Source organism: Streptomyces sp. NPDC042102 (assembly GCF_055582305.1).
On sequence record NZ_JBVJDL010000003.1, the window covers coordinates 473,171 to 495,688 of the forward strand.

Annotated in this window: 13 protein-coding genes; 4 read left to right on the forward strand and 9 right to left on the reverse strand. The window is 70.3% G+C overall.

Going from position 1 to position 22,518, the window contains the following annotated elements; translation table 11 throughout:
- Nucleotides 1-155 precede the first annotated feature (155 nt).
- On the forward strand, nt 156-1,106 hold the full coding sequence (locus ACZ6KO_RS15480) for a DeoR/GlpR family DNA-binding transcription regulator (protein WP_469304482.1): 951 nt from the start codon (nt 156-158) through the stop codon (nt 1,104-1,106).
- 51 nt (nt 1,107-1,157) lie between these two features.
- On the opposite strand, the gene ACZ6KO_RS15485 is transcribed toward ACZ6KO_RS15480, so the two are convergent.
- The 3 genes from ACZ6KO_RS15485 to ACZ6KO_RS15495 form a co-directional block, all read right to left on the reverse strand.
- Nucleotides 1,158-1,889, reverse strand: coding sequence for a hypothetical protein (locus tag ACZ6KO_RS15485; RefSeq protein WP_469304483.1), 732 nt, complete (start codon nt 1,887-1,889; stop codon nt 1,158-1,160).
- 123 nt (nt 1,890-2,012) lie between these two features.
- A complete protein-coding gene (locus tag ACZ6KO_RS15490) occupies nt 2,013-2,210 on the reverse strand; it encodes a hypothetical protein (protein ID WP_469304484.1) in 198 nt (65 codons plus the stop codon).
- Nucleotides 2,211-2,254: 44 nt separating this feature from the next.
- On the reverse strand, nt 2,255-9,481 hold the full coding sequence (locus ACZ6KO_RS15495; protein WP_469304485.1) for a polymorphic toxin-type HINT domain-containing protein: 7,227 nt from the start codon (nt 9,479-9,481) through the stop codon (nt 2,255-2,257).
- Nucleotides 9,482-9,921: 440 nt separating this feature from the next.
- On the opposite strand from ACZ6KO_RS15495, the gene ACZ6KO_RS15500 reads away from it, so the two are divergent.
- Entirely contained in the window at nt 9,922-14,895 is a 4,974-nt protein-coding gene (locus ACZ6KO_RS15500) for an FG-GAP-like repeat-containing protein (RefSeq protein WP_469304486.1), read from the forward strand.
- Between the two features lie 84 nt (nt 14,896-14,979).
- Here the strand turns inward: ACZ6KO_RS15500 and ACZ6KO_RS15505 are convergent, their stop codons facing one another.
- Nucleotides 14,980-16,743: an acetyl/propionyl/methylcrotonyl-CoA carboxylase subunit alpha gene (locus ACZ6KO_RS15505; RefSeq protein WP_469304487.1), complete on the reverse strand. Its 1,764-nt coding sequence runs from the start codon at nt 16,741-16,743 to the stop codon at nt 14,980-14,982.
- Nucleotides 16,744-17,131: 388 nt separating this feature from the next.
- On the opposite strand from ACZ6KO_RS15505, the gene ACZ6KO_RS15510 reads away from it, so the two are divergent.
- Entirely contained in the window at nt 17,132-17,617 is a 486-nt protein-coding gene (locus ACZ6KO_RS15510; RefSeq protein WP_469304488.1) for a hypothetical protein, read from the forward strand.
- Here the strand turns inward: ACZ6KO_RS15510 and ACZ6KO_RS15515 are convergent.
- The 5 genes from ACZ6KO_RS15515 to ACZ6KO_RS15535 all read right to left on the reverse strand — a co-directional run bounded on the left by ACZ6KO_RS15515 (nt 17,598) and on the right by ACZ6KO_RS15535 (nt 21,425).
- Nucleotides 17,598-18,212, reverse strand: coding sequence for a nucleoside triphosphate pyrophosphatase (locus ACZ6KO_RS15515; RefSeq protein WP_469304489.1), 615 nt, complete (start codon nt 18,210-18,212; stop codon nt 17,598-17,600). The two genes, ACZ6KO_RS15510 and ACZ6KO_RS15515, sit on opposite strands and share 20 nt — an antisense overlap.
- A 20-nt stretch (nt 18,213-18,232) precedes the next feature.
- Nucleotides 18,233-18,370 carry a morphogenic membrane protein MmpB gene (gene mmpB / locus ACZ6KO_RS15520; RefSeq protein WP_469304490.1) on the reverse strand — a complete coding sequence of 46 codons (138 nt, stop codon included), beginning with the start codon at nt 18,368-18,370 and terminating at the stop codon, nt 18,233-18,235.
- A 98-nt stretch (nt 18,371-18,468) separates the two neighbouring features.
- Complete coding sequence (locus ACZ6KO_RS15525; RefSeq protein ID WP_469304491.1) at nt 18,469-18,678, reverse strand: acyl-CoA carboxylase epsilon subunit; 210 nt, start codon at nt 18,676-18,678, stop codon at nt 18,469-18,471.
- A gap of 19 nt (nt 18,679-18,697) precedes the next feature.
- Nucleotides 18,698-20,293, reverse strand: coding sequence for an acyl-CoA carboxylase subunit beta (locus ACZ6KO_RS15530; protein ID WP_469304492.1), 1,596 nt, complete (start codon nt 20,291-20,293; stop codon nt 18,698-18,700).
- Between the two features lie 49 nt (nt 20,294-20,342).
- The gene (locus ACZ6KO_RS15535; protein WP_469304493.1) at nt 20,343-21,425 is read right to left on the reverse strand and encodes an RNA-guided endonuclease InsQ/TnpB family protein; all 1,083 of its coding nucleotides are present in this window, start codon (nt 21,423-21,425) and stop codon (nt 20,343-20,345) included.
- 141 nt (nt 21,426-21,566) lie between these two features.
- Between ACZ6KO_RS15535 and ACZ6KO_RS15540 the strand changes: the two genes are divergently transcribed.
- Complete coding sequence (locus tag ACZ6KO_RS15540) at nt 21,567-22,430, forward strand: biotin--[acetyl-CoA-carboxylase] ligase (protein WP_469304494.1); 864 nt, start codon at nt 21,567-21,569, stop codon at nt 22,428-22,430.
- Nucleotides 22,431-22,518: the final 88 nt, after the last annotated feature.

Here is a 22,518-nt window from a genome sequence, read left to right on the forward strand (position 1 = left end):
CTGTGCAACCGGAGTTTGAAGTTCCGTCACGAGGTGTTGCCGTGGTGGCGGTGGTGTCGTGACCCATACCACACACGGACATGCGGTGCGTCCAACTTCTTCCTTTTGAGGCAAGGGCCTGAAAGGAATGGACTGCTTGCGTTACCGTCTGTTTCGTGTTCGCTGCAGAACGTCGCCAGTTGATTCTCGAAATGGTGCGCGCCAACGGGGCCGTGTCGCTCCGTGAGCTCGCCCGCGTCGTCCAGACCTCCGAAGTGACCGTACGGCGGGACGTGCGGGCGCTGGAGGCAGAAGGACTCCTCGACCGCCGGCACGGCGGTGCGGTGCTGCCGGGCGGGTTCACCCGTGAATCCGGCTTCCCGCAAAAGTCCCACCTCGCGACGGCGGAGAAGACCGCCATCGCCGATGTCGCGGCCGGCCTGGTCGAAGAGGGCGAGGCCGTCGTCGTCGGCGCGGGCACCACGACCCAGGAGCTGGCCCGCCGGCTCGCCCGGGTGCCCGGCCTGACCGTCGTGACCAACTCCCTCCTGGTCGCCCAGGCCCTCGCCCACGCCAACCGGGTGGAGGTCGTCATGACCGGCGGCACCCTGCGCGGCTCGAACTACGCCCTGGTCGGCAGTGGCGCGGAACAGTCCCTCCAGGGCCTGCGGGTCTCCCGCGCCTTCCTGTCGGGCAGCGGCCTGACGGCGGAGCGGGGCCTGTCCACGTCCAACATGCTGAGCGCGAGTGTGGACCGGGCGCTGGTCCAGGCGGCGGCGGAGGTGGTGGTCCTGGCGGACCACACCAAGCTGGGGACGGACACCATGTTCCAGACGGTGCCCACGGACGTGATCACCCGCCTGGTGACGGACGAGCCCCCGGCCCACGACGACCGGGCCGCCACGGAGCTCCAGGCCCTGGCGGACCAGGGGGTCCAGATCACGGTGGCGGGCTCTGCGGTCCCGGGCGGCTCGGTGGACGGCATCCCCCCGCGCCGCCCCCGCCGCGACTCCCCCCTCCCGGTCCAGCGCCGCGGCGGCCCGACGGCCCAACTCCGCAGCGCGTCGGCGCTGGTCGACCCGGGCGACCGGGAACGGGCGAGGGTGGCGGACATGCGGCGGCGGTAGCCGATCGGCAGACGCCGCAGGCCGGGCCCTCGGGCCCGGCCGCGCCGCCCCCTAGAAGGGCGGCTCGTCGAGCGGACCCCTGTCGGCGCTCCAGAACGCGTCTGCGGCGTCGCCGGTGTCTTCGGCCGGCGCGTCCGGGTCTCTCAGCGACCCCACCTCCTCGCCCCAGGCCTCGAGCGCCGCAATGGCCGCAGCCCGGTGGCCGTGGACGGAGCTCGCGGCCAGCACGTTCCGCACCTGCGGGGCCAGTGCGTCGCGGTAGGACGTGAGCTCCGGCGCGTCCAGAAGGTGCACGGCGGCGAGCAGCGCGGCCTCCGTCACGGCCGGGTCGGGATCGGAAACCCAGGGAAGCACGCCCCGGAAGAGGGCGGGGCGAATCGCCCGTACGTCGCCGACGAGCGGATGTCGGGCCCCCGTCGCGGAAGAACCGGCCCATTCCTGGAGCTGCCGCTCCCATCGGACAGTGACGACGAAAGCCACCTCCGCCAGCCATGCCAGCAGGCGGCTGCGATGGGAGCGGGTCAGGGAGTGCCTGCCGCGAGGATCTCCGAGAACCGTGGCAACGCACAGCGCGGCGGCCGGTGTTGCGGAGCAGAGGGACCCTTGGTGAAGCAGATCGTCCCAGAGGTGGCCAAGGGCGGCCGTCACCGCGCGGGCATCCCCGGACACGAGACCGGCCAGCTTGCCCGGCGTCTCGGGCGCGGCCGGCCCGAAGGCGTGCGACAGGCGGGACCAGTCGACTTCGGCGGCGAGTGCACGCGGATCGGACAATCCATCGTCCATCCGCCGATCATGTCATGTGATCACGATCGCCGGCTCGGCGTGGCTCGGGCGGCGGACATGCGGCGGCAGCAGCAAAGCCAGAACGGCCCGCCGGGAGTCCGGCGGGCCGTCCTGAAGGGCGCGCTAGTAGGTGATTTCCTCTCCTGCCGAGTTCCACACCCTGGTCCAGCCGGACGTCATGCCCGGCTCTCCGATGATCAACCGGTCCGGACGGTGGAGGAACGTGCCGGGCGTCCGGCCGTTCCAGTTCGGCCACTCGATGGTGATGCGGTCTCCCGGGGCCAGCACGACCTCATTCGCGGCCGGCTCGAACTGGATCACCAAAGGCTCCGGTCCTTCAGCGACTACATCGAATCTGATCATTTCTACTTCATGTTCTCCAGGTAGAAACCGAGAAGGTCTCGCCGATGCGCGGCGCTGGGGTTCGGTCTGCCCGCGCCGCGTGCAGCACGGTAGTCGTTCGCCTGGACGATCGCATCGAAGTACTCGTAGAACACCTTGATGTCGTCCCGGGTGAACGTGGAATCGTTCACCTTCTTCAGGTACTTGGGAGTCGCGAACAGAAGGCTGTCCGGCCCGTTGTCCCACAGGTTGGAGCCCTCGTGCTCGCCGGTCTTGTGGCGCGGTCCGCGCCCCAGCTCGGTGAGCGTGGTGCCGTGCTTCTCCGCCACGGCGACGGCCGCGTTCCGGGCCTGCTCGGTCAGCTGCGCGACGCTCGGGACCTTCGGGCTCGGACTGTCTCCGCCTGCGGGGCAGTTGTGGACGAGTGCGCCCTGCTGTCCGGCCACCACGTAGTAGGTGTGGAGGCCCGCGACGGTCAGGTTGAACACCGTCTTCTGCTGGCTCCAGCGCCTGACCTCGACGACCTGGACCCAGGTGCCCGACGAGGTGCGGAGCCAGTCGCCCGCCTTCAGATCGGTGGCGTCCATCCACTGGTCCAGCGCTGCCGACCAGAACGGGTGGTTTCCGGTGGCCGTGATCTTCTCGGTGGCGTTGCCGGCGAGGCCGTCGGTGTCGATCGTGATCTCAGCCAGATCCTTCTGGCCGCCACTGACGAGGTGCCCGACCACCGGCTGCGCTTCGGTCGCACCGGCTTCCGCATCCGTGGACACGACTTCGTCGCCGATCTCGACCTCTTCGATCGGCTTCGTCGAGCCGTCGGCCATCAGGACGCGAGTACCCGGTATGAAGCTGTTCTCGCAGGCGGACGGCTTCGTCGTGTTGCCACCCTTGCGGGGACTGTCAGCCTTCCTCGTCTCGGCGGACTTGGACGACTTGCCGTCACCGTCGGCCTTCTTGGCCTTCTGCGCCGAGGCCTTGCCCTGCCTGGCCGCCGTCGCCTTGGCCTCGTCGGCCCTCTTGGCGGCTGCGGCTGCTGCCTCCTGGGCGGCCTTGCGCGCCGCTGCGGCTTCCTCCTCCAGTTTTCTCGCGCGCTCGGCCGCCTCCTCCATCTGGCGCTTCCACTCGGCGAGGTCCTCGGCGTACTTCGCCATGGCCTGCTCGTAGCGTTGGACGCGAGCCAGGATGTCCCGTGCCAGCGCCAGCTTTTGTGACCAACTGTTGAAGGCTTCCCAAGCCCGGTCCAGGGCCTTCAGGATCCGCTTCGCGCGGCCCGCGAAGGGAAGCGCCGCGTCGAGGGCCAAGCCCGCACAAGCACCCCATGAACCGCTCAGGCAGTCACGGATGTCGTTGTAGCCCGAGACGTCCTTCAGGATGCCGACCGCGACTTCGAGCGCGATGTCCAAGGCGCTCTTGCCCTGGATCATGCGGGCCCAAGCTGCTTCCGCGTCCGTGAAGTCCTTGATCGGCATCACGGGGGGTGCGATCGACAGACCACTGGGGTCGCTGAACGTCACCGGCGAGTTGTTCGCGTAGGCGTACGGGTTCTGCTGCTTGGGCTCGTTGTAGTCGATGATCGGGTCGACCGAGAGGAACCGGCCGGTCGCCGGGTCGTACTCGCGGGCGCCCAGGTGGACGGTACCGATGGACTCGTCGATGTCTCCACCGACGAAGCCCTTCTTGCCCGGCCACACCGACGGGGTCGCGCCGCGCACTTCGCCGTACGGCGTGAACTTCCGGCGGGTGACAGCCCCGGTCGAGGCCTCCACCGAGGTGGTCGCCGTGCCGTTCTTGTCGGTCATCAGGTACGACGTGGAGGTCACGCCGTCCTTGACGGTCTTGACCATCACCGGGCCGGCCGGGTGGGCGTAGTAACGCGTGCCCTCCAGCTTGCCCGCAGCGGTCAGCTTCACCTCGGTGCCGGGCAGGTACAGCGTGGTGCCGGTCGCGTCCCGCTTGATCAGGCGGTTGCCGCCGGCGTCGTACACGAAGGACGTGGTGTCCGTGCCCTTGGTGACCTTTTCCAGCTGACCGGACTCGTTCCAGTCCAGGGTCTGGGTGTCGCCCTGAATGGTCCGGGTCCTGGTGTTGCCCGCCGCGTCGTAGGTGTACGACTCGGTGCGCGAACCGCCCGGACCGGTGGTGTCGACCTTCTTCAGCCCGTTGGCTCCGGCCTGGCCGGGAGTGCCGTAGGTGTAGGTACGGGTGACGTCCTTGGTGAAGTCACCGGTGGGAGAGTGCTGGACCTCCTTGGTGCGGTTGCCCGCCGCGTCGAAGCTGTACGAGCTCCAGTACGGGTTCACCCCGCCGACCTGCGGCTTGGAGCCGGGGCCGGACGCGTTCGGCTGGGCCGCGCAGTCGTCCGTCGCGGTCCAGGCCTCGTTCATCCGGCGCATGTAGTCGTACGCGAAGCACTGCACGTCCGGAACCGCGGTCGCCGACTCCTTGTCGCTGACCTTGAGGATGTTGCCGACGGCGTCGTACTCGTACGACGTGTCGTTGATCGTGACCGGCGACCGCTCCTGGCTGTTGACCGTCCTGGTCAGACGGCGCGTCTGCTCGTCGAAGAAGTTCGTCGTGTAGACCTGGGAGAGGGCCGGGCCCGACTCGGTGCGCAGGACGTCGCCCATGGGCGAGTAGTCGACCTTGCCGACGAACGTCTTGCCCTGGATGCCCATGACCGTGGGCAGCTCGAAGTGGTTGTACTGGATCGTGGTGCGCTCGGCGGGCAGACCGGCCACGGCCGGCTGCTGGTTCCAGTTGGTGAGGCCGGTGTTCGGCCGGTACCCGCTGCTGAAGGAGTACGTCCCTCCGAGGGCACCTTCCGACGACGGGATCGTCACCTTGGTCCCGGTCGGACGGTACTCGGTGTCGTACCCGGTGACCTCCTGGGTGTACGCCTTGCCGTCCACGTAACGCGTCATCGCCACCGGCAGGCCGATGGCACCCGGCAGGGTGTCGTACGTGGTCGACGTCAGCTTCGGACCCGTGACCGAACCCTCGTGCGTGGCGATCACACGGCCGAGTGCGTCGTACTCGGGAGCCACGACCTTGCCACGGGCGTCCGTGACCGACTCGACCCGGTCGCCCTTACCGTAGACGGTCTTGGCCGATCCCTTGTCAGGGTCCGACTGCTTGGTCACGCGGCCCCGGATGTCGTACTCGAACGCCCACTTGTCGCCCGCCTGGTTGACGACCGACTCCAGCAATCCGCTCTGGTTGTAGGTGTAGCGCGTGGTGTCGTACGCACCCGTCGGGGAGTCCGACTTGAAGAAGCGGAGCTCCGTCTTGCGGCCCACGCCGTCCAGGAAGGCCCGGGTCGGGGTCTCGCCCTTCGGCGGGTCGACGGTGATGTTGTCGCCGCCGTACGACGTGGTCGTCCGGGAGGTCTCCTCGCCCAGCTTCCGCGAGATCTGCGCGACCGAACGGCCCGAGCCGTCGTACTCGGTCACCGTCGAGGACGGGACCTGGTTGTCCTTCGGGGCGAACTGCGTGCCCGAGGCCGCGCCGGCCGCGTAGTACGCGCCGTTGGTCTTCCAGAGCCGGCCCAGGCTGTTGTAGAAGGTGTCCGTGATGACACGGCCCTCGCCGAGGGCCTCCATCTGGGTCTGGCGGATCCGCAGGCTGCTGTCGTAGATGTCGTAGCTGGTGCGGTACGTGCCGTCGTCCAGCAGGGCCTTGTTGGTGATGACCACCGGCCCGTCGGTGCGGACGTCGTAGCTGAAGATGCCGTCCGGCGACTTGCTGTTCGGGTCGCGGTCCGGGGACCAGACCTTCGACAGGCGCCCGAGGGCGTCGTACTCCATCACCTGGCGGCGGCCGTTGGTGTCCTGCTTCGCCAGGATCGAGCCGCGGCCCTGGTCGGTCTCCGTGGTCTGGGTGTGACCCGCGTGGTTGGTCGTGACCACCTTGGTGGTGATCTGGCCCGCCGCGGGGGTGTAGTCCAGCTTGGTGACCTTGCCGAAGACGTCGGTCGTGGTCTTCGGGCGGCCGTACGCGTCGAACGTTGCGCTGCCGTCGACCTGGTACTGCGGCGTGCTGCCGTTGTAGCCCGTGAGGGACTCGGTCTGCTTGACGTTGCCGGCCGCGTCGTAGGACATCTTGATGTCCGACGTCACGTCCGCCGGGCGCGCCACGGTGGCGTCACACGCCTTGGCGACCGTCTCCACCCGCTTCTGGCGGGCGATGATCCAGCGCGTCTCGTCCGAGTCGTACTCGTAACGGGTGCAGCTGTCGTCGGACGGGTCCGCGACGTCGCCCTTGTTCGACACCCACTGCGCGAAGCCGCGGTTGTCGTACTTGGTCTCCATCGCCGTACGGCGCCAGCCGCGGTTGTCGGAGAGCAGGATGCGGGAGCCGACGTTCGTCGTCTGCTGGACGAAGGCCTGCTGCGGCTCGATGTCCTCCTCGGCCGTCTCGCCCTTGCGCAGGCGCGTCGCCGTCGGGCCGTGCAGCCACGGGGTGTACGTCGTGGCCGCCTCGAGCGCTCCGCCCTCGCCGTTGTAGGCCAGGACCTCGCGGGTCTGGCCCGCGAAGAGACGGTGGTCGTCGAGCTCGATGCCCTCGGAGTCCTTGACCTTGACCGACTTCCTGCCGCCGGACGGGCCGGCACGGTCGCCGTCCAGGCCGCGGAAGAAGAGCGTCTCCGTCATGGAGCGCTTGTCGGGGGCCTCACCGATGTACGTCTTGACCCGCTCGTAGCCGCGCCACTGCGACCACGTGCGGGTCTTGGGGCGCATCATCTCGGTCTCGTCGTCGTAGGCCCAGGCGGGCTTGCCGACGAACTCGTACGTGCTGACCCGCGGCGGCGAGTTGCCGTTGCGGTCCTCCTCCCGGACCCAGTCCACGATGTGCTTGTGGAACCAGTCGGTGGAGTAGATCTTGTTCTCGCGCTTGGGGTCGTTCGGGTCCGGGAGTTCGGAGATGACCGGGTAGCAGCGCAGGGTGTTGTTCTCCGGCGAGGCCGGGATCACGCGCGGATCGGCGGCCCGGCACTCGGTGGGCGCGTAGTTCGCGTGGATCGTCGAACCGGTCTCGGTGTCGATGACGTTGACGCGGTAGCGCTTGTACGGCGGCTTGCCGTCACCCAGGCCGTCGACGCGGTTGTCGAGCTGCGTGCCGCGGAACTTCACCGGCGGGAGCTCGATCTGCGTGCCGTTCTTGCCGACGTGCCGGATCTCGGACAGCCACAGCGGGTAGTCCGTGCCGTCACCGGTCATCGGGAAGTCCTGGACCAGCTTCCAGGTGTCGACCGGCTTGTGCGCCGAGCCGTTCCAGACGAAGGTGCTGACCTCGGTCAGACGCTTGCGGGAGAAGAAGGTCGGGGTGAACCGGCCCTTGCACTCCTCGCCCGCGGCGCACAGCTGGTCGCCCGGGGTGTCCGGCCACATCTTGGCGATGTTCCAGTCCACCTCCGGCTTGAGCTTCGCCGGGTCGCAGTCGAAGTCCTTGGACGTCAGGCAGCGCTCGGCGACGGTGAAGTTCACCTGGGCCGGGGCCGGGGCGAACAGGTTGTCGCTGCGCAGACCGTAGGAGACGTGGTCCAGCCAGCCGGACCGGTCGTACGACCGGGCGGTCGAACCGCCGGCGATCTTGTAGTTCGACCCGTAGTGGTTGACCTCCTTCTGGTACCAGTAGGTCATCGCGTTGCCGCGCGGGTCCACGACGTAGTCGAGGTTCCACCGGTAGGTCTGGTTGCAGACCGCGTCGGCGAACGTCGACTTGTAGCAGGGCTCACCGGGGTGGTTGGCGTAGACCGGGACGTTCCAGGCCGAGTTGGTGAGCGGCTTGCCGTCCGTCCAGCCCGGGACCTTGTTCAGACCGAAGTAGAACTGGATGCCCTGCGGGTTGGTGAACCGCCAGTGGTCGCCCTCCTTGTCCCCGTTGTCGGCGCCCTGGAGCAGCTCGACGCGGGAACCGTCGTCCTTGGCCGGACGCCACTTCTTGGTCGTGTCGTCCAGGACGAGCTGGGTGGAGCCGCCGTTGAGGGACATGGTGACCATGGGCGCGCCGTGGCACAGGTCGCCGGTGTCGTCCTTCGGGTTGTTGTACCCGGAGTCCTTGCGCTTGTCCTGGCTGCACGGGACGTAGCCCCGCTCGATGAAGTTCGAGGCCAGGTCCCAGCCGTCGCCGACCCAGGAGGTCTGCTGCTGGGAGGCGTTCGTACGGCCGTCGATCTGCGCGCTGGAGTAGCCCAGCGACAGCGACGGGCTCGGACCGCCCAGGGAGGCGGGGATGTCCAGCGGGTAGGACCACGAGAAGTCACCCGCGGAGCCGCCGGCCTGCCAGGAGCCCGAGGCGCTGAGCGAGGTGGCCTTGTACGTGCCGTTCGCGCCGCTCGCTCCGGGGGAGGCGGCCAGCGTCATCCCGGCCGAGGCCGGGGCGGCGAGGCCGGCTGCCGCCGGGGCGCTCAGGAACGACTTGCCCACCGGCTTGACGGGCGCGGCCTTCGCCGGCGCGTCGAAGGTGGCGACCAGCTTGCCGGTCTTCGCGTCGTTGCGGGTGCTGACCGGGGTGCTGCCCTGGCACTCGGGGCGCTCCGGGGTGGTCAGCGCACAGGTGGGGATCGCCGAGAAGGTCAGACGGGAGCCCCAGCTGCCGCCGTACGCGTTCTTGAAGGCGTTGTAGTCCAGCTCCACCGAGACGGGAGCGGCCGCGGGGGCCGTGTCCGTCCGGTCCACGGACACGAGCACGCTGTTGGCGAGACCCGCGCGCTGGGCGACGGCCCGGTCGTGCAGGGCGACGTTCAGCTTGACGTCGGCGGGGGCGGCCGGCGGCGCGGCGTCCGCGGCCGGGGCCGCGGCCGGGGCCGAGCCGTCCGCGGACCGCTTCGCGGCCGCGGGGGCAGGGGGGGCCGGCGGGGCGACCGCGGTGACCGACACCGGGAGGCTGCCGGCCTTGACCGGCCGGCCGGCGGGGGCGGAGCCGGCGTCCCGGGCGGCGGGCGCGGCGGCGGCCTGGCCGTCAGCCGATTTCAGCCGGGCGGCCGGTGCCGCCGGGGCGTTCGGGAGGCTGACTTCAGCCGATCCCGGCGTGGGCCATGCGATGGCCGGGGCGCCCTTCCACGCCTTCTTCTGCGACTCGGCGGGGCCCGGTGCGGGCTTGCCCTTGACGTTCGCGCCGCTGACCTTGGTCAGCTTCTGCTTGCCGGGCAGTGCGGGCCCGGAGGCCGCTGCCGCGTCGATCGCGGTCAGCCCCGTGGTCATCATGACGACGGCGAGCACCGGTACGGGCCACCGCCAGACACGTCTCAAAGGCGCACGCATGGCGTGCGCCCGGGGTCGTATCAAAATCGAACACTCCCGTTCCTGTTCCGCGGTTCACAGGTTTCCGCGGTAATGGGCAATCCCGCCGAACTTACAGCCGTGATCGGGAAATCAGGAAAGAAGGGGGTGGTTTCGTCGCGGTAGCTCCTCCCTCCGTTTGTGCAGGTGAGGGGGCTAACCGGAAGGGATAATTCGGAATTATGTATTCCGGTTTGGGGTGTGATAAAGGGGCTCGCGCGATCCCCGTTCGGGCGCCTGAAGGAGGGGGTTAAGTTCGGTCGCGAGTCCGTTCGGCTGCTACAAATCAATCGAACGGTGGTGATTTTTGTCGCGTGGCTGAAAACCGGCCATCGACGCGCCGTTCGACCGATGCTTTCCGGCCGGTCCCCCCGGGGGTGCCGCCGGAACCGACACCGAGGACTCAGTCAGTGAGACCCTTCCCGACGCGACCCCGCGTCGCGGGGCGGCCCTCCCGCAGGGCACCCGTACTCATCCTGGCGACCGCGCTGGTCGCCACCCTGGTCGGCGCGATACCCGCCGCCGCTGCGGCGGACCCCGCCGGCTCCGCCGCGAAGTCCGCCAAGCCCGCGCCCACGGCCGCCAAGGCGGACGCGGCGGCCACGGCGTCCGCCGACGCCAAGCGCACCGGCAAGCGCGTCGAGGTCACCGCGCAGCGCAGTGAGAACGAGGAGATCTGGGCCAACCCGAACGGGACCTTCACCTCCGAGAAATCGCTGTTGCCGACGCGTGTCCGCCGCGACGGCAAGCTGGTCCCGCTCGACACGGGCCTGACCAAGCTCAAGGACGGCCGGGTGGCCCCCAAGGCGGCCGGCGTCGACCTCACCTTCTCCGGCGGCGGCAACGCTCCGCTGGTCACCATGCGCAAGGACGGCCGCGACGTCGTCCTGACCTGGCCCAAGCCGCTGCCCGCCCCGGCCCTGGACGGGAACACCGCCACCTACGCCGAGGTCATCAAGGGCGTGGACCTGCGGGTCACGGCGGACGCCATCGGGTTCTCGCACCAGCTCGTGGTCAAGAACCGCGAGGCCGCGGCCGACCCGGCGCTCTCGTCCCTCACGTTCGGCCTCACGGGCAACGGCCTCACCGTCCGCAAGGAGGCGAACGGCGAACTGCGCGCCGTGGACCCGGCAGGCCAGACGCTGTTCAGCTCGGCCCGGCCGCAGATGTGGGACTCGGGCGCCGAGCAGCAGGCCCCCGCAGCACAGGCGGCTCCCGCCGCTCCGGCCACCGGGGCGAAGTCCGCGGGCGCGCCGGCGGCGAAGTCCGCGGGCGCCACGGAGGCGGCCCCGGCCGCTACCACCCCGGGGACCGACCCGGTACCCGCCGTCGACGGCATCGCGCTCGGTACCCGCCAGGCCGACCTCGGCGTGGAACTGAAGAACGACAAGCTGACCCTCACCCCGGACCGCAAGCTGCTCACCGCGGCCGACACCGCGTTCCCGGTGGTCATCGACCCCGCGTGGACGCGCGACGACTGGAAGTCGGCCTGGGCGGTCGCCTACAAGCACAACGGCATCCCGGGCTCCGCGAGCACGCCGTACTGGAACGGCGGCACCCTCAGCAAGGACGCCCGGGTCGGCTGCGCCAAGGACCGGGACTACGGCAACGCCGTCGTCTGCGCCAAGACGTTCTTCCAGGTCGGTATGGGGGAACTGAGGGGCAAGCAGATCATCGGCGCCACGCTGCGCATCCAGCAGCGGTACGCGGGCTCCCACATCTGCAAGTCCGGCGAGATCCAGGTCTGGGACACGGACGGCATCAACGACAGGACCAGCTGGAACAATCAGCCGGCCTGGAAGCGGATGGTCGACTCCTCCAGCCAGTCCTACGGCGGCCGCAACTGTTCGAACGACGGTGACCTCGTCGAGCTGAACGTGACCTCCGCGGTCGCGGACGCCGCCCGCTGGGGCTGGCCCGCCTGGACCATGGGCCTGAAGTCCGTCAATGACACCGTCGACGTGTCCTGGCGCAGGATGAACCCGGACAGCGTCCGCATCTCCACCGAGTACAACACCCCGCCGTACCCCATCAACGACCGCTGGTCGGAGCCGTACGTCAAGTGCGAGGGCGGCTACATGGGCACGGCCGACGAGGTCGTGCTGCGCGCCTGGGTCGGCGACGCCGAGAACAACGGCCTCAAGGCCGAGTTCCACTACTGGAAGGCCGACGACTACGGCACGCTGAAGGCCCCGAAGGTCCCGGTCGTCAGCGGCAACGCCGCCATGCTGCGGATCCCGGCCTCCGAGCTCACCGGAAGCTCCTACCGGTGGGACGTGCGCGGCGTCGACGACGCCGGCGGCACGGGCCCCTGGGCGGGCCAGTGCGTGTTCGACATCGACCGCTCCCGTCCCGGCTCGGTGCCCGGAGTGCAGTCGGCCCAGTTCCCCCCGGACGACAAGCCCGGGGCGACCCCCGGCCTCGCGCGCACCGAGGGCACCTTCACTTTCGACCCCGGCGCGGACACCGACATCACCCGGTACCAGTGGCACACGCTGACCGACCCGACCGTCCGTACCGTGGACGCGACCGGCCCCGGCCGTACCGCGACGATCAAGTACACCCCGTTGGCGGCGGGCCCGCACGGCCTCATCGTCTGGAGCATGGACGCGGCGGGCAACCGGTCCAACGCGAAGGCCTACCGCTACACCGCCAAGCGCCAGCCCACGCGCGACAAGCACGGCGACACCAACGGTGACGGTGCGACCGACATCTGGAGCGTGGGCCCGGGCGACAGCCAGCTGTGGACGGTCCCCGGCCGCGGCAACGGCGCCTTCGGCGAGCCCCGCAAGGTCGGCAAGCCCGACAAGGACAACTTCGCCAACGCCATCTCGCTGACCCAGTGGGGCAGCTGGGACAGCGACTTCTACGAGGACCTCCTCGTCCTGCGCCCGGTGCCCGGGGAGCCCAACAAGAAGAACATCTACGTCTACTCCGGCGCCGGCGACGGCGACCTGCTGCCCGCCGACTCCACCCGCCTGGAGCTGCAGGTCTATGACGACGCGCAGCGCAAGTGGGACCAGGCCGACCAGGTCCTGGCGATCAGCAGCATCGACGACGACGACGCCAACGGCAAGGTCGACGAGAACGACGCCCCCGACCTGCTCGTCAAGGCGGGCGGCGAGCTCTGGCTCTACACCGGTAGCACGACCGGCGAGCTCAACGTGAACGGAGGCCCGTACCTGCTCGGCAACGCCGACTGGCAGGACATGACCCTGGCCGCCCCCGGCGACCTCAACGGCGACGGCTTCCCCGAGATCTGGGCCCGCGCCAAGACCACCGGCAAGATCCACCAGTACGCCAGCCGCAAGACCACCGACACCGCGGCGCCGCTGGCCATCGACCTGACCGTCTACGCGGACGCAGGCGTCCGCAAGACCGACATCGGCTCCGGCTTCACCGGCACCGCCTGGCCGCACCTGACCAGCGTGGGCGACTTCGAGCAGGACGGCTTCCCCGACCTGTGGTCGCGTGACAACAACGGTGTGATCCACGAGTTCCAGGGCCGCCCGCTGACCAGCGGCTCGGTCTTCGGTCCCGCCCGTCAGATCGCCGTCAGCGGCACCCCGTGGACCACCTGCGAGGAGATCCCCTCGGCGGTCTCGGCGACGGCCAAGCACAAGCTGTGCGGGCCCATCCTGGCCAAGTTCAAGGCCAAGGGCGGGGTCGCGGACTTCGGCAAGCCCTCGGGCAACGTCACGGACACCGCCGACGGCGGCCGCTTCGTGCACCTGCGGGGCAATGGCCTCGGCGCCGACAACGCGTCCATCTACTGGCACCCGAGCACCGGTGCCTGGATGCTCATCAACGGCATCCGCGACAAGTGGATGAGCCTGGGCGCCGAGAAGGGCGTCCTGGGCTACCCGACCTCCGACGAGGACAAGACCTTCGACGAGGCGGGCCGGTTCTCCACGTTCGCCGGTTCGACCGGCAACGGCGCCATCTACTGGTCGCCCGAGTTCGGCGCCTGGTCGACGTACGGCGGCATCTACAAGAAGTACCTGGAGACCGGCGGGCCGGGCGGCCTGCTCGGCTACCCGACCTCCGACGAGACCGGGCACTCCGACGGTGTGGGCCGCTACAACACCTTCCGCCGCTCCAAGGAGACCTCCGACACCGCGTCCATCCACTGGATCCCCAAGAACGGCGGCGCCTGGTCGGTCCGGGGCACGATCCGCAAGAAGTGGCTCGAGCTCGGCGCCGAGAAGAGCTGGCTGGGCTACCCGAAGTCCGACGAGTACGACGTCTACGGCGGCCCCCGCGAGGACTTCCAGAAGGGGTACATCCGGCACAACCGCTGGACCGGTGTGAGCGTCGAGCACAACTTCACCGACCGGACCGCCGACCAGCGCACCGAGCTCGCGGGTGACTTCAACGGCGACGGCCGTTCCGACCTGGCCACCGTCTACGACCACGGCAGCCACGACACCGCGCTCTACGTCCAGACCGCCAAGGCCGACGGCGGGTACGCGGCCCCGGCCCTCGCCCACAACAGCGGCGCCTGGAACTTCTCCTACGCCCACTCCCAGTGGGTGGCGGGCGACTTCAACGGCGACGGCCGTGCCGACCTCGCCGCGCTGTACGGCTACGACGACGGTTCCAACGGCATGTTCACCTTCCTGGGCAACGCCGACGGCACGTTCACGCCCCTTCCGCGCAGCGCCCACACCGGTGCCGGCTGGTGGGACGCGAAGAAGGCCAAGCTCGTCGCCGGTGACTTCAACGGTGACCGCCGTGACGACGTGGCGTTCTTCTACGACCACGGCGGCTCGACCGGTGCCCACACCTTCCTGTCGAAGCCGGACGGCACCTTCAACTACTCGTCCCCGAGCTGGCGGTCCACCCAGGGCGGCTGGTACTGGAACGAGTCCAAGCAGGTGTCCGGCGACGTCAACGGCGACGGCCGCGACGACATCATCGCGATGTACGGCTTCGGCTACGGCACGGTGACCGCGTACACGCTGCTCGGCAAGCCCGACGGCGGTTTCGCCGCCCCGGTGGCCTCCTGGACCCGTTCGCCGGGCAACTGGGACTTCGGGCGCAGCAAGATCACCGCAGGCGACTACAACGCCGACGGCCGCGCCGACCTGGCGGTCATGTTCCGTTACGACAACGACCGCGCGGCCCTGTTCACGCTGACCGGCAAGGCGGACGGCGGGCTGAACGAGGACTTCCAGAGCTGGAGCACTCCGGAAGGGGTCTGGAACTCGTCCCTGGCCGGGCTGCCGGTCTCCGGTGACGCCGACAAGGACGGCCGCGACGACATCGCCATCATGTACGACCACGGCGACGGCCGGAGCACGACCAACACCTTCCTGTCCCGGCCCGACGGCGGCTTCCTGCCTCCGAAGCCGAGCTGGGAGGCGGCACCCGGCACCTGGTAGTGCCACGAGCCGCAGCTGAGTGATGTACGACGAAGCCCCCGCCCGATCCCGGGCGGGGGCTTCCTCATGCCGTGCGGTGCGAGGTCAGTCCTTGATCTCGCAGATCGTCGCGCCCGACGTCACCGAGCCGCCGACCTGGGCGGTCAGGCCCACGACGGTGCCCGAGCGGTGGGCGTTGAGGGGCTGCTCCATCTTCATGGCCTCCAGGACGACGACCAGGTCGCCCTCGGCGACCTCCTGGCCCTCCTCCACCGCGACCTTGACGATGGTGCCCTGCATCGGCGAGGCGAGGGTGTCGCCGGAGGCGGCCGGGCCGGACTTCTTGGCGACGCGGCGCTTGGGCTTGGCCCCGCCCGCGGCGGCGGTCCGGGCCAGCGTCATGCCCAGCGAGGACGGCAGGGAGACCTCGAGGCGCTTGCCGCCGACCTCGACGACGACCGTCTCGCGGCCCGGCTCGTCCTCGGTCTCCTCGGCCGCGGGGGCCGCGAACGCCGGGATCTCGTTGACGAACTCGGTCTCGATCCAGCGGGTGTGGACCGTGAACGGGTTGCCGTCGGCGGGGGCGAACGCGTGGTCGGCGACGACCGCGCGGTGGAAGGGGATGGCGGTGGCCATGCCCTCGACGTTGAACTCGGCCAGCGCGCGGGCGGCGCGCTGCAGGGCCTGCTGGCGGGTGGCGCCGGTGACGATCAGCTTGGCCAGGAGCGAGTCCCAGGCGGGGCCGATCACGGAGCCGGACTCCACGCCCGCGTCCAGGCGCACGCCCGGACCGGTGGGCGGGTTGAAGACGGTCACGGTGCCGGGGGCGGGCAGGAAGCCCCGGCCCGGGTCCTCACCGTTGATGCGGAACTCGAAGGAGTGCCCGCGCAGCTCCGGGTCGCCGTAGCCGAGGGCCTCGCCGTCGGCGATGCGGAACATCTCCCGTACGAGGTCGATGCCGGTGACCTCCTCGGTGACCGGGTGCTCGACCTGGAGGCGGGTGTTGACCTCGAGGAAGGAGATGGTGCCGTCCATGCCGACGAGGAACTCCACCGTGCCGGCGCCGACGTAGCCGGCCTCCTTCAGGATGGCCTTCGAGGCGGCGTACAGCTGCTTGTTCTGCTCGGCGGAGAGGAACGGCGCCGGGGCCTCCTCGACCAGCTTCTGGTGCCGGCGCTGGAGGGAGCAGTCACGGGTGGAGACGACGACCACGTTGCCGTGGGAGTCGGCCAGGCACTGGGTCTCCACGTGGCGGGGCTTGTCGAGGTAGCGCTCGACGAAGCACTCGCCGCGGCCGAACGCGGCGACGGCCTCGCGGACCGCCGACTCGTACAGCTCCGGGACCTCCTCCAGGGTGCGGGCGACCTTCAGGCCGCGGCCGCCGCCGCCGAAGGCGGCCTTGATCGCGATCGGCAGACCGTGCTCCTGGGCGAACGCGACGACCTCGTCGGCGCCCGAGACCGGGTCCGGGGTGCCGGCGACCAGCGGCGCACCGGCGCGCTGGGCGATGTGCCGGGCGGCGACCTTGTCACCGAGGTCACGGATGGCCTGCGGCGGCGGGCCGATCCAGGTCAGGCCCGCGTCGAGGACGGCCTGCGCGAAGTCGGCGTTCTCCGAGAGGAAGCCGTATCCGGGGTGGATGGCGTCGGCGCCGGAATCGGCGGCGGCCTGAAGGACCTTCGCGATGTCGAGGTAGCTGGCTGCCGGGGTGTCACCGCCCAACGCGAAAGCTTCGTCTGCCGCGCGGACATGAAGAGCGTCCCGGTCCGGATCGGCGTAGACGGCGACGCTCGCGATCCCTGCGTCCCGGCAGGCCCGGGCAACGCGGACAGCGATTTCGCCACGGTTGGCGATGAGCACCTTGCGCACGATGGCTCCCTCCTTGAAACAAGCTGAGTTTAGGGACAGCCGACACGGCCTTTCGACCCGTCTCCAGAGGTGAGCTTGCCCACACAGAGCGTGATTCGAGGCTCGTTCAAGCCTCGAAAACCCTTGTGGCGCCCCAGGTCAGGGGGTTCCCCGACTGCACAGTAACCCCGTCGTGTGGCCAAGGTCTCTGTCTGCCGGAACATCGGGCCGCGCCGAATCTTTGTGGAGTCCCTACGAACGGTCCATCCATTCTTTGCCCTACCGTCCCCGGGCGGCGACCCCAGAACCGCTGCGGAGCCCCGTGTCGCACCCCTTGTCCCCTGGATTACCCGTTAGTAGCCTCCGTGGCGTCACGTCGAACACGCTTGTGTGGAGGGGTGGGGCTGTCGTGCTGCGCAGAATCGTGGCCGGGGTGGCCGCGGCCGTGCTCGTCGCCGAGGCGGCGGTGCTCGTGGTCGTCCACGTCGTGCTGGGCGCGACGACCGCGAACCAGTCGATGTCGATCGCGGGCAGCGATCCGGATGTCATGTCCACGGCGACCTATGTCCTGGGTGCCGGCATGGGCGGCTTCCTGACGCTGTGCGCCGTCCTGCTCGTCGTCGCCGCCGTCCGCGACCGCGCGCCCGCCCGCCTCGCCCGCGTCGTCCTGATCGCCGCGGCGGTCACCCACGGCTTCCTGGGGGCCGTGGTGGCCGCCCTGGTCGGCTGGGGCGCGTTCGCCGCCCTGATGGTGATCCTGTGCCTGCTGGTGCTCGTCCTGACGCTCTACCCGAAGCGCGAGCCGGGGCCGGGGCTGCAGCCGGGCCCGGGGCCGGCGGCTGGGCCGGCGCCCGGCCCCCTGCCGGGGGCCTCGGTCACGCCCACAAGTCCGTGACCGGCACGTCCAGTTCGCCCAGCAGCGAGCGCAGCAGCGGCATCGACAGCCCGATGACGTTGCCCGCGCACCCGTCGATCCCGTCGATGAACGGCGCCGACAGGCCGTCCAGCGTGAACGCGCCCGCCACGTGCAGCGGCTCGCCGCTCGCCACGTACGCGGCGATCTCCGCGTCCGTCACCTCGCCGAACCGCACCGTCGTGGACGCCGTCGCCGAGACCTGACGCCCGTTCGCGGTGTCGATCACGCAGTGCCCGGTCCGCAGGACGCCGGCCCGCCCGCGCATCGACTTCCAGCGGGCCGTGGCCTCCTCGGCGTCGGCCGGCTTGCCCAGCGCCTCGCCGTCCAGCTCCAGCACCGAGTCGCAGCCGATCACCAGCGCCCCGGCGGCCTCCGGCAGGCCCGCCACCACGCCCGCCTTGGCCTCCGCCAGCGCGAGCGCCAGCTCGGACGGGGTGTCCGCGCTCAGCGCGTCCTCGTCGAAGCCGCTGACGATCACGTGCGGCGACAGCCCGGCCTGGCGCAGCAGGTTCAGCCGGGCGGGGGAGGCGGAGGCGAGGACCAGGGCACGCGGTTCGGCAGTCATGCCCGCCATCGTAGGGGCCGCCGGAAGCCCTATCTGATGCCGCCCACGCCCAGGACGTACACCACGACGAGCATCGCGAGCGCGAGCACGACGATCATCCGCCGGAACATGGACTGCGCGTCGCGCATGTCCTTCGGCGGCTCGTTCTTCGGGTCGGACCAGAGCATGCTCCGATCCTGGCCCCGAAGACGCCGGTGGCGCCTGAGTACGGGTACTCAGGCGCCACCCGGTCCTCGTCCCGGACGGGTCCCGGTCCCGCGTCGACTTACGCCGGCCAGTACGTACGGCCCCACGCCGCCGGCCCCGGGTGCGGCAGCCGGCGCCGCGCCACCTGGGCCGGATCCGCCCACGCGTCCGCCACCCGAGCCGCGCCCGACGGCGCCGACGCCAGCGCCGCCGCGCGCGCCTGGACCACCGCCAGTGCGGCGGCCAGCTCCTCCGGGGTCGGGTTGCCCTTGACGACCTTGATCACCACAGCGTCCTCCTGACAGGGACTAGAGGGGGATGTTGCCGTGCTTCTTCGGCGGCAGCGCCTCCCGCTTGGTTCGCAGCTGCCGCAGGCCCTTGACGATGTGCGCCCGGGTCTCCGACGGCATGCTCACCGCGTCGATGTAGCCGCGCTCGGCCGCGGTGTACGGGTTGAGCAGCGTGTCCTCGTACTCGGTGATCAGCCGCGCGCGGGTCGCCTCGGCGTCCCCGGCGGCCTCCGCCTCGGCCAGCACGCGCCGGTGCAGGATGTTCACCGCGCCCTGCGCGCCCATGACGGCGATCTGCGCGGTCGGCCAGGCGAGGTTGAGGTCCGCGCCCAGGTGCTTGGAGCCCATGACGTCGTACGCGCCGCCGAAGGCCTTGCGGGTGATGACGGTGATCAGGGGGACGGTGGCCTCGGCGTACGCGTAGATCAGCTTGGCGCCGCGCCGGATGATTCCGTTGTACTCCTGGTCGGTGCCCGGCAGGAAGCCCGGCACGTCGACGAACGTCAGCACCGGGATGTTGAAAGCGTCGCACGTACGGACGAACCGGGCGGCCTTCTCGGAGGCGTTGATGTCCAGGCAGCCGGCGAACTGCATGGGCTGGTTGGCGACGATGCCGACCGGGTGGCCCTCGACCCGGCCGAAGCCGGTGACGATGTTCGGCGCGAACAGCGACTGGGTCTCCAGGAACTCGCCCTCGTCCAGCACGTGCTCGATCACGGCGTGCATGTCGTACGGCTGGTTGGCGCTGTCCGGGATCAGCACGTCGAGCTCGCGGTCGGCGTCGCTGACCTCGGTGTCCGCCTCCTCGGGGAAGGCGGGCGGCTCCGAGAGGTTGTTCGAGGGCAGGTACGACAGGAGCGACTTGACGTACTCGATGGCGTCCTTCTCGTCGCCCGCCATGTGGTGGGCGACCCCGGAGGTGCTGTTGTGGGTGCGGGCGCCGCCCAGCTCCTCGAAGCCGACGTCCTCGCCGGTGACGGTCTTGATGACGTCCGGACCGGTGATGAACATGTGCGAGGTCTGGTCGACCATGACCGTGAAGTCGGTGATGGCGGGGGAGTACACCGCACCGCCCGCACAGGGGCCGACGACCAGGCTGATCTGCGGGATCACGCCGGAGGCGTGGACGTTGCGGCGGAAGATCTCGCCGTACATCCCCAGCGCGCTGACCCCTTCCTGGATCCGGGCGCCGCCGGAGTCGTTGATGCCGATGAGGGGGCAGCCGGTCTTCAGGGCGAAGTCCATGACCTTCATGATCTTCTGCCCGTAGACCTCGCCGAGGGCCCCGCCGAAGACGGTGAAGTCCTGCGAGAAGACGGCCACCGGACGCCCGTCGACGGTCCCGTACCCGGTGACGACGCCGTCACCGTAGGGGCGGGTCTTCTCCAGCCCGAAGTTGGTCGAACGGTGCCGGGCGAACTCGTCCAGCTCGACGAACGAGCCCTCGTCCAGCAGCAGCGCGATCCGCTCACGGGCCGTCAGCTTGCCCTTGGCGTGCTGCTTCTCCACCGCGCGTGCGGACCCGGCGTGCGTGGCCTCGTCGATGCGTCGCTGCAGATCCGCGATCTTCCCCGCGGTGGTGTGGATGTCGATCGGCTCGGAGGGTTGTGACATCGGGGTCCCGGCTCCCTGCGTGGTGTCAACTGCCTGGTCAATTGATTGACTACTGCTGGCTACTGGTGCGTAGCGTATCGGCGGCCACGTCGCTCGGCAGTGCGGCGTTTGACACACCTACTGTGGCTTGCTTGGCCTGCCCGGCACCCTTAGGGAGCGGGTTCCCGCCCTCGCGGGCGGGCCTTCCTGTTTCGCCGCGCGCCGCCCCGACGGGCATGCGGCCCAGCCGCGCCCGTCGGGGTCCTCTACCCGCTCCACAGGCTGAGACCGCCGACCCGGCGGCCAGAAGATTGATCGCTGCGTTGCCGTCGCGGTCATGCAGGGTTCCGCAGCTCCCGCAGGTCCACTCCCGGACCTTGAGGGGCATGGCTCCGGCGGGCGCCCCGCAGGCCGAGCACAGCCGGGTGCTGGGAAAGAACCGGTCGACGATGATCAGCTCGCGTCTGTACCAGGCAGCTTTGTAGGCAAGCATGCGACGGAATTCGCTCCACGCGGCATCGGAGATGGCCCGAGCCAGAGCGCGGTTCTTGACCAGCCCGCGGACGTACAGGTCCTCGATCACGAGCGTTTGGTTTTCGCGCACGAGTCGAGTCGTCAGTTTGTGCAGGTGATCGTTGCGCCGGTCAGAGATCCGGGCGTGGATTCGGGCGACGCGTGCCCGGGCCTTGGCTCGGTTCCTGCTGCCCTTCTCCTTTCGTGACAGTGATCGCTGAGCTCGGGCCAGGCGCACCCGGTCCTTGCGTTCCGGCGTCGGGTTGGGCACCTTCTCGCCCGTCGACAGGGTCGCGAGCGTCGTCAGACCCAGGTCGATTCCCACGGCCGCCGTCGCCGCGGGCAGGGGGGTGGGGACGTCCTCGCACAAGAGCGAGACGAACCAGCGGCCGGCCGCGTCACGGGAGACGACGACCGTCGAAGGCATGGCGTCCGGAGGCAGTGGACGGGACCATACGACGTTCAGCGGGGCACCCAGCTTCGCCAGTGTCAGCTGGCGGGACCGGGCCTCCGAGCGGGCGGCGAGTGCCAGGTTGTAGACCTTTCGCACGCAGCCGAACGTCCCTGACAGCTCCGCCACCTGGGCATCGGTCGGGTAGAAGCGGAACTTGAACGCACGCTTGACCGAAGAACTTCCCACAGTGGGGGAAGCTAGGGGCAGTCACGATCCGAACACAAACCGGGACGACGTGTTACGCGGGGGGCGCGCACCGCGGGCTCCGGTCCGATGGTGCGCTGCCTTCCCGGCCGCCGGCCAGGGTCTCCACGCAAGGGAAATTCGATGCCATCAGATGCCTCAGCCGGACCTTCCGCCGCGCGCTGGTCGAGTCTCGACCGGCCGCCCCTGAACGCCGCCGCCCTGCAGCGGGCACTCGTCACCCCGGACAGCCTGTGGACCTCGGTCGAGGTCGTCGCGGCGACCGGGTCCACCAATTCCGACCTCACCGCGCGGGCCGCGGAGCTGCCCGAGGGGGCCGTGCTCGTCGCCGAGGAGCAGAGCGCCGGGCGGGGGCGGCTGGACCGCAGCTGGGTGGCGCCGGCGCGGTCGGGGCTGTTCTTCTCCGTGCTGCTCAGGCCCGGTCCCGACGTGCCGCAGGAGCGCTGGGGCTGGCTGACCCTGCTCGCCGGGGTGGCCACCGCCGGCGCGCTCTCCCGGGCGGCCGGCGTCGACACCGCACTCAAGTGGCCCAACGACCTGCTGGTCACCGTGGACGGCGAGGAGCGCAAGGCCGGCGGGATCCTCGCGGAGCGCACCGGGGACGGGGTGATCATCGGCATCGGACTCAACGTCACGCTCACGGAGGACGAGCTGCCGGTCCCGGGGGCCGGCTCGCTGCTGCTGGCGCAGGCGAAGGTCACCGACCGCGAGCCGCTGCTCAAGGCCGTCCTGCGGTCCCTGGAGCAGTGGTACGCCGACTGGCGGGAGGCCGGCGGCGACCCGGCCTCCAGCGGGCTGCAGGAGACGTACGCCGCCGGCTGCTCGACCCTGGGCCGCCACGTCCGCGCCGAGCTGCCGGGCGGCCGCGAGCTGACCGGCACGGCGGAGGCCGTGGACTCCGACGGGCGTCTGGTCGTCCGTACGGCCGAGGGCGAGCGGGAGGCCGTGGGGGCCGGTGACGTCGTCCACCTGAGGCCGGTGCGGTAGGCGGCCGAAGGGGTGTGCGGGCGGGTCCGGCCCCGGACGCGGGTCCGGGGCGCGGGCCCGGCCCGGGGACCAGGGAGTGAGCTACGGC

What these genes read in the sequence shown, in the direction of transcription:
- ACZ6KO_RS15485 (WP_469304483.1), bottom strand. Translation starts at nt 1,889, where the DNA reads ATGGACGATGGATTGTCCGATCCGCGTGCACTCGCCGCCGAAGTCGAC.
- ACZ6KO_RS15515 (WP_469304489.1), bottom strand. Translation starts at nt 18,212, where the DNA reads ATGGCGGGCATGACTGCCGAACCGCGTGCCCTGGTCCTCGCCTCCGCC.
- mmpB (WP_469304490.1), bottom strand. Translation starts at nt 18,370, where the DNA reads ATGCTCTGGTCCGACCCGAAGAACGAGCCGCCGAAGGACATGCGCGAC.
- ACZ6KO_RS15530 (WP_469304492.1), bottom strand. Translation starts at nt 20,293, where the DNA reads ATGTCACAACCCTCCGAGCCGATCGACATCCACACCACCGCGGGGAAG.
- ACZ6KO_RS15540 (WP_469304494.1), top strand. Translation starts at nt 21,567, where the DNA reads ATGCCATCAGATGCCTCAGCCGGACCTTCCGCCGCGCGCTGGTCGAGT.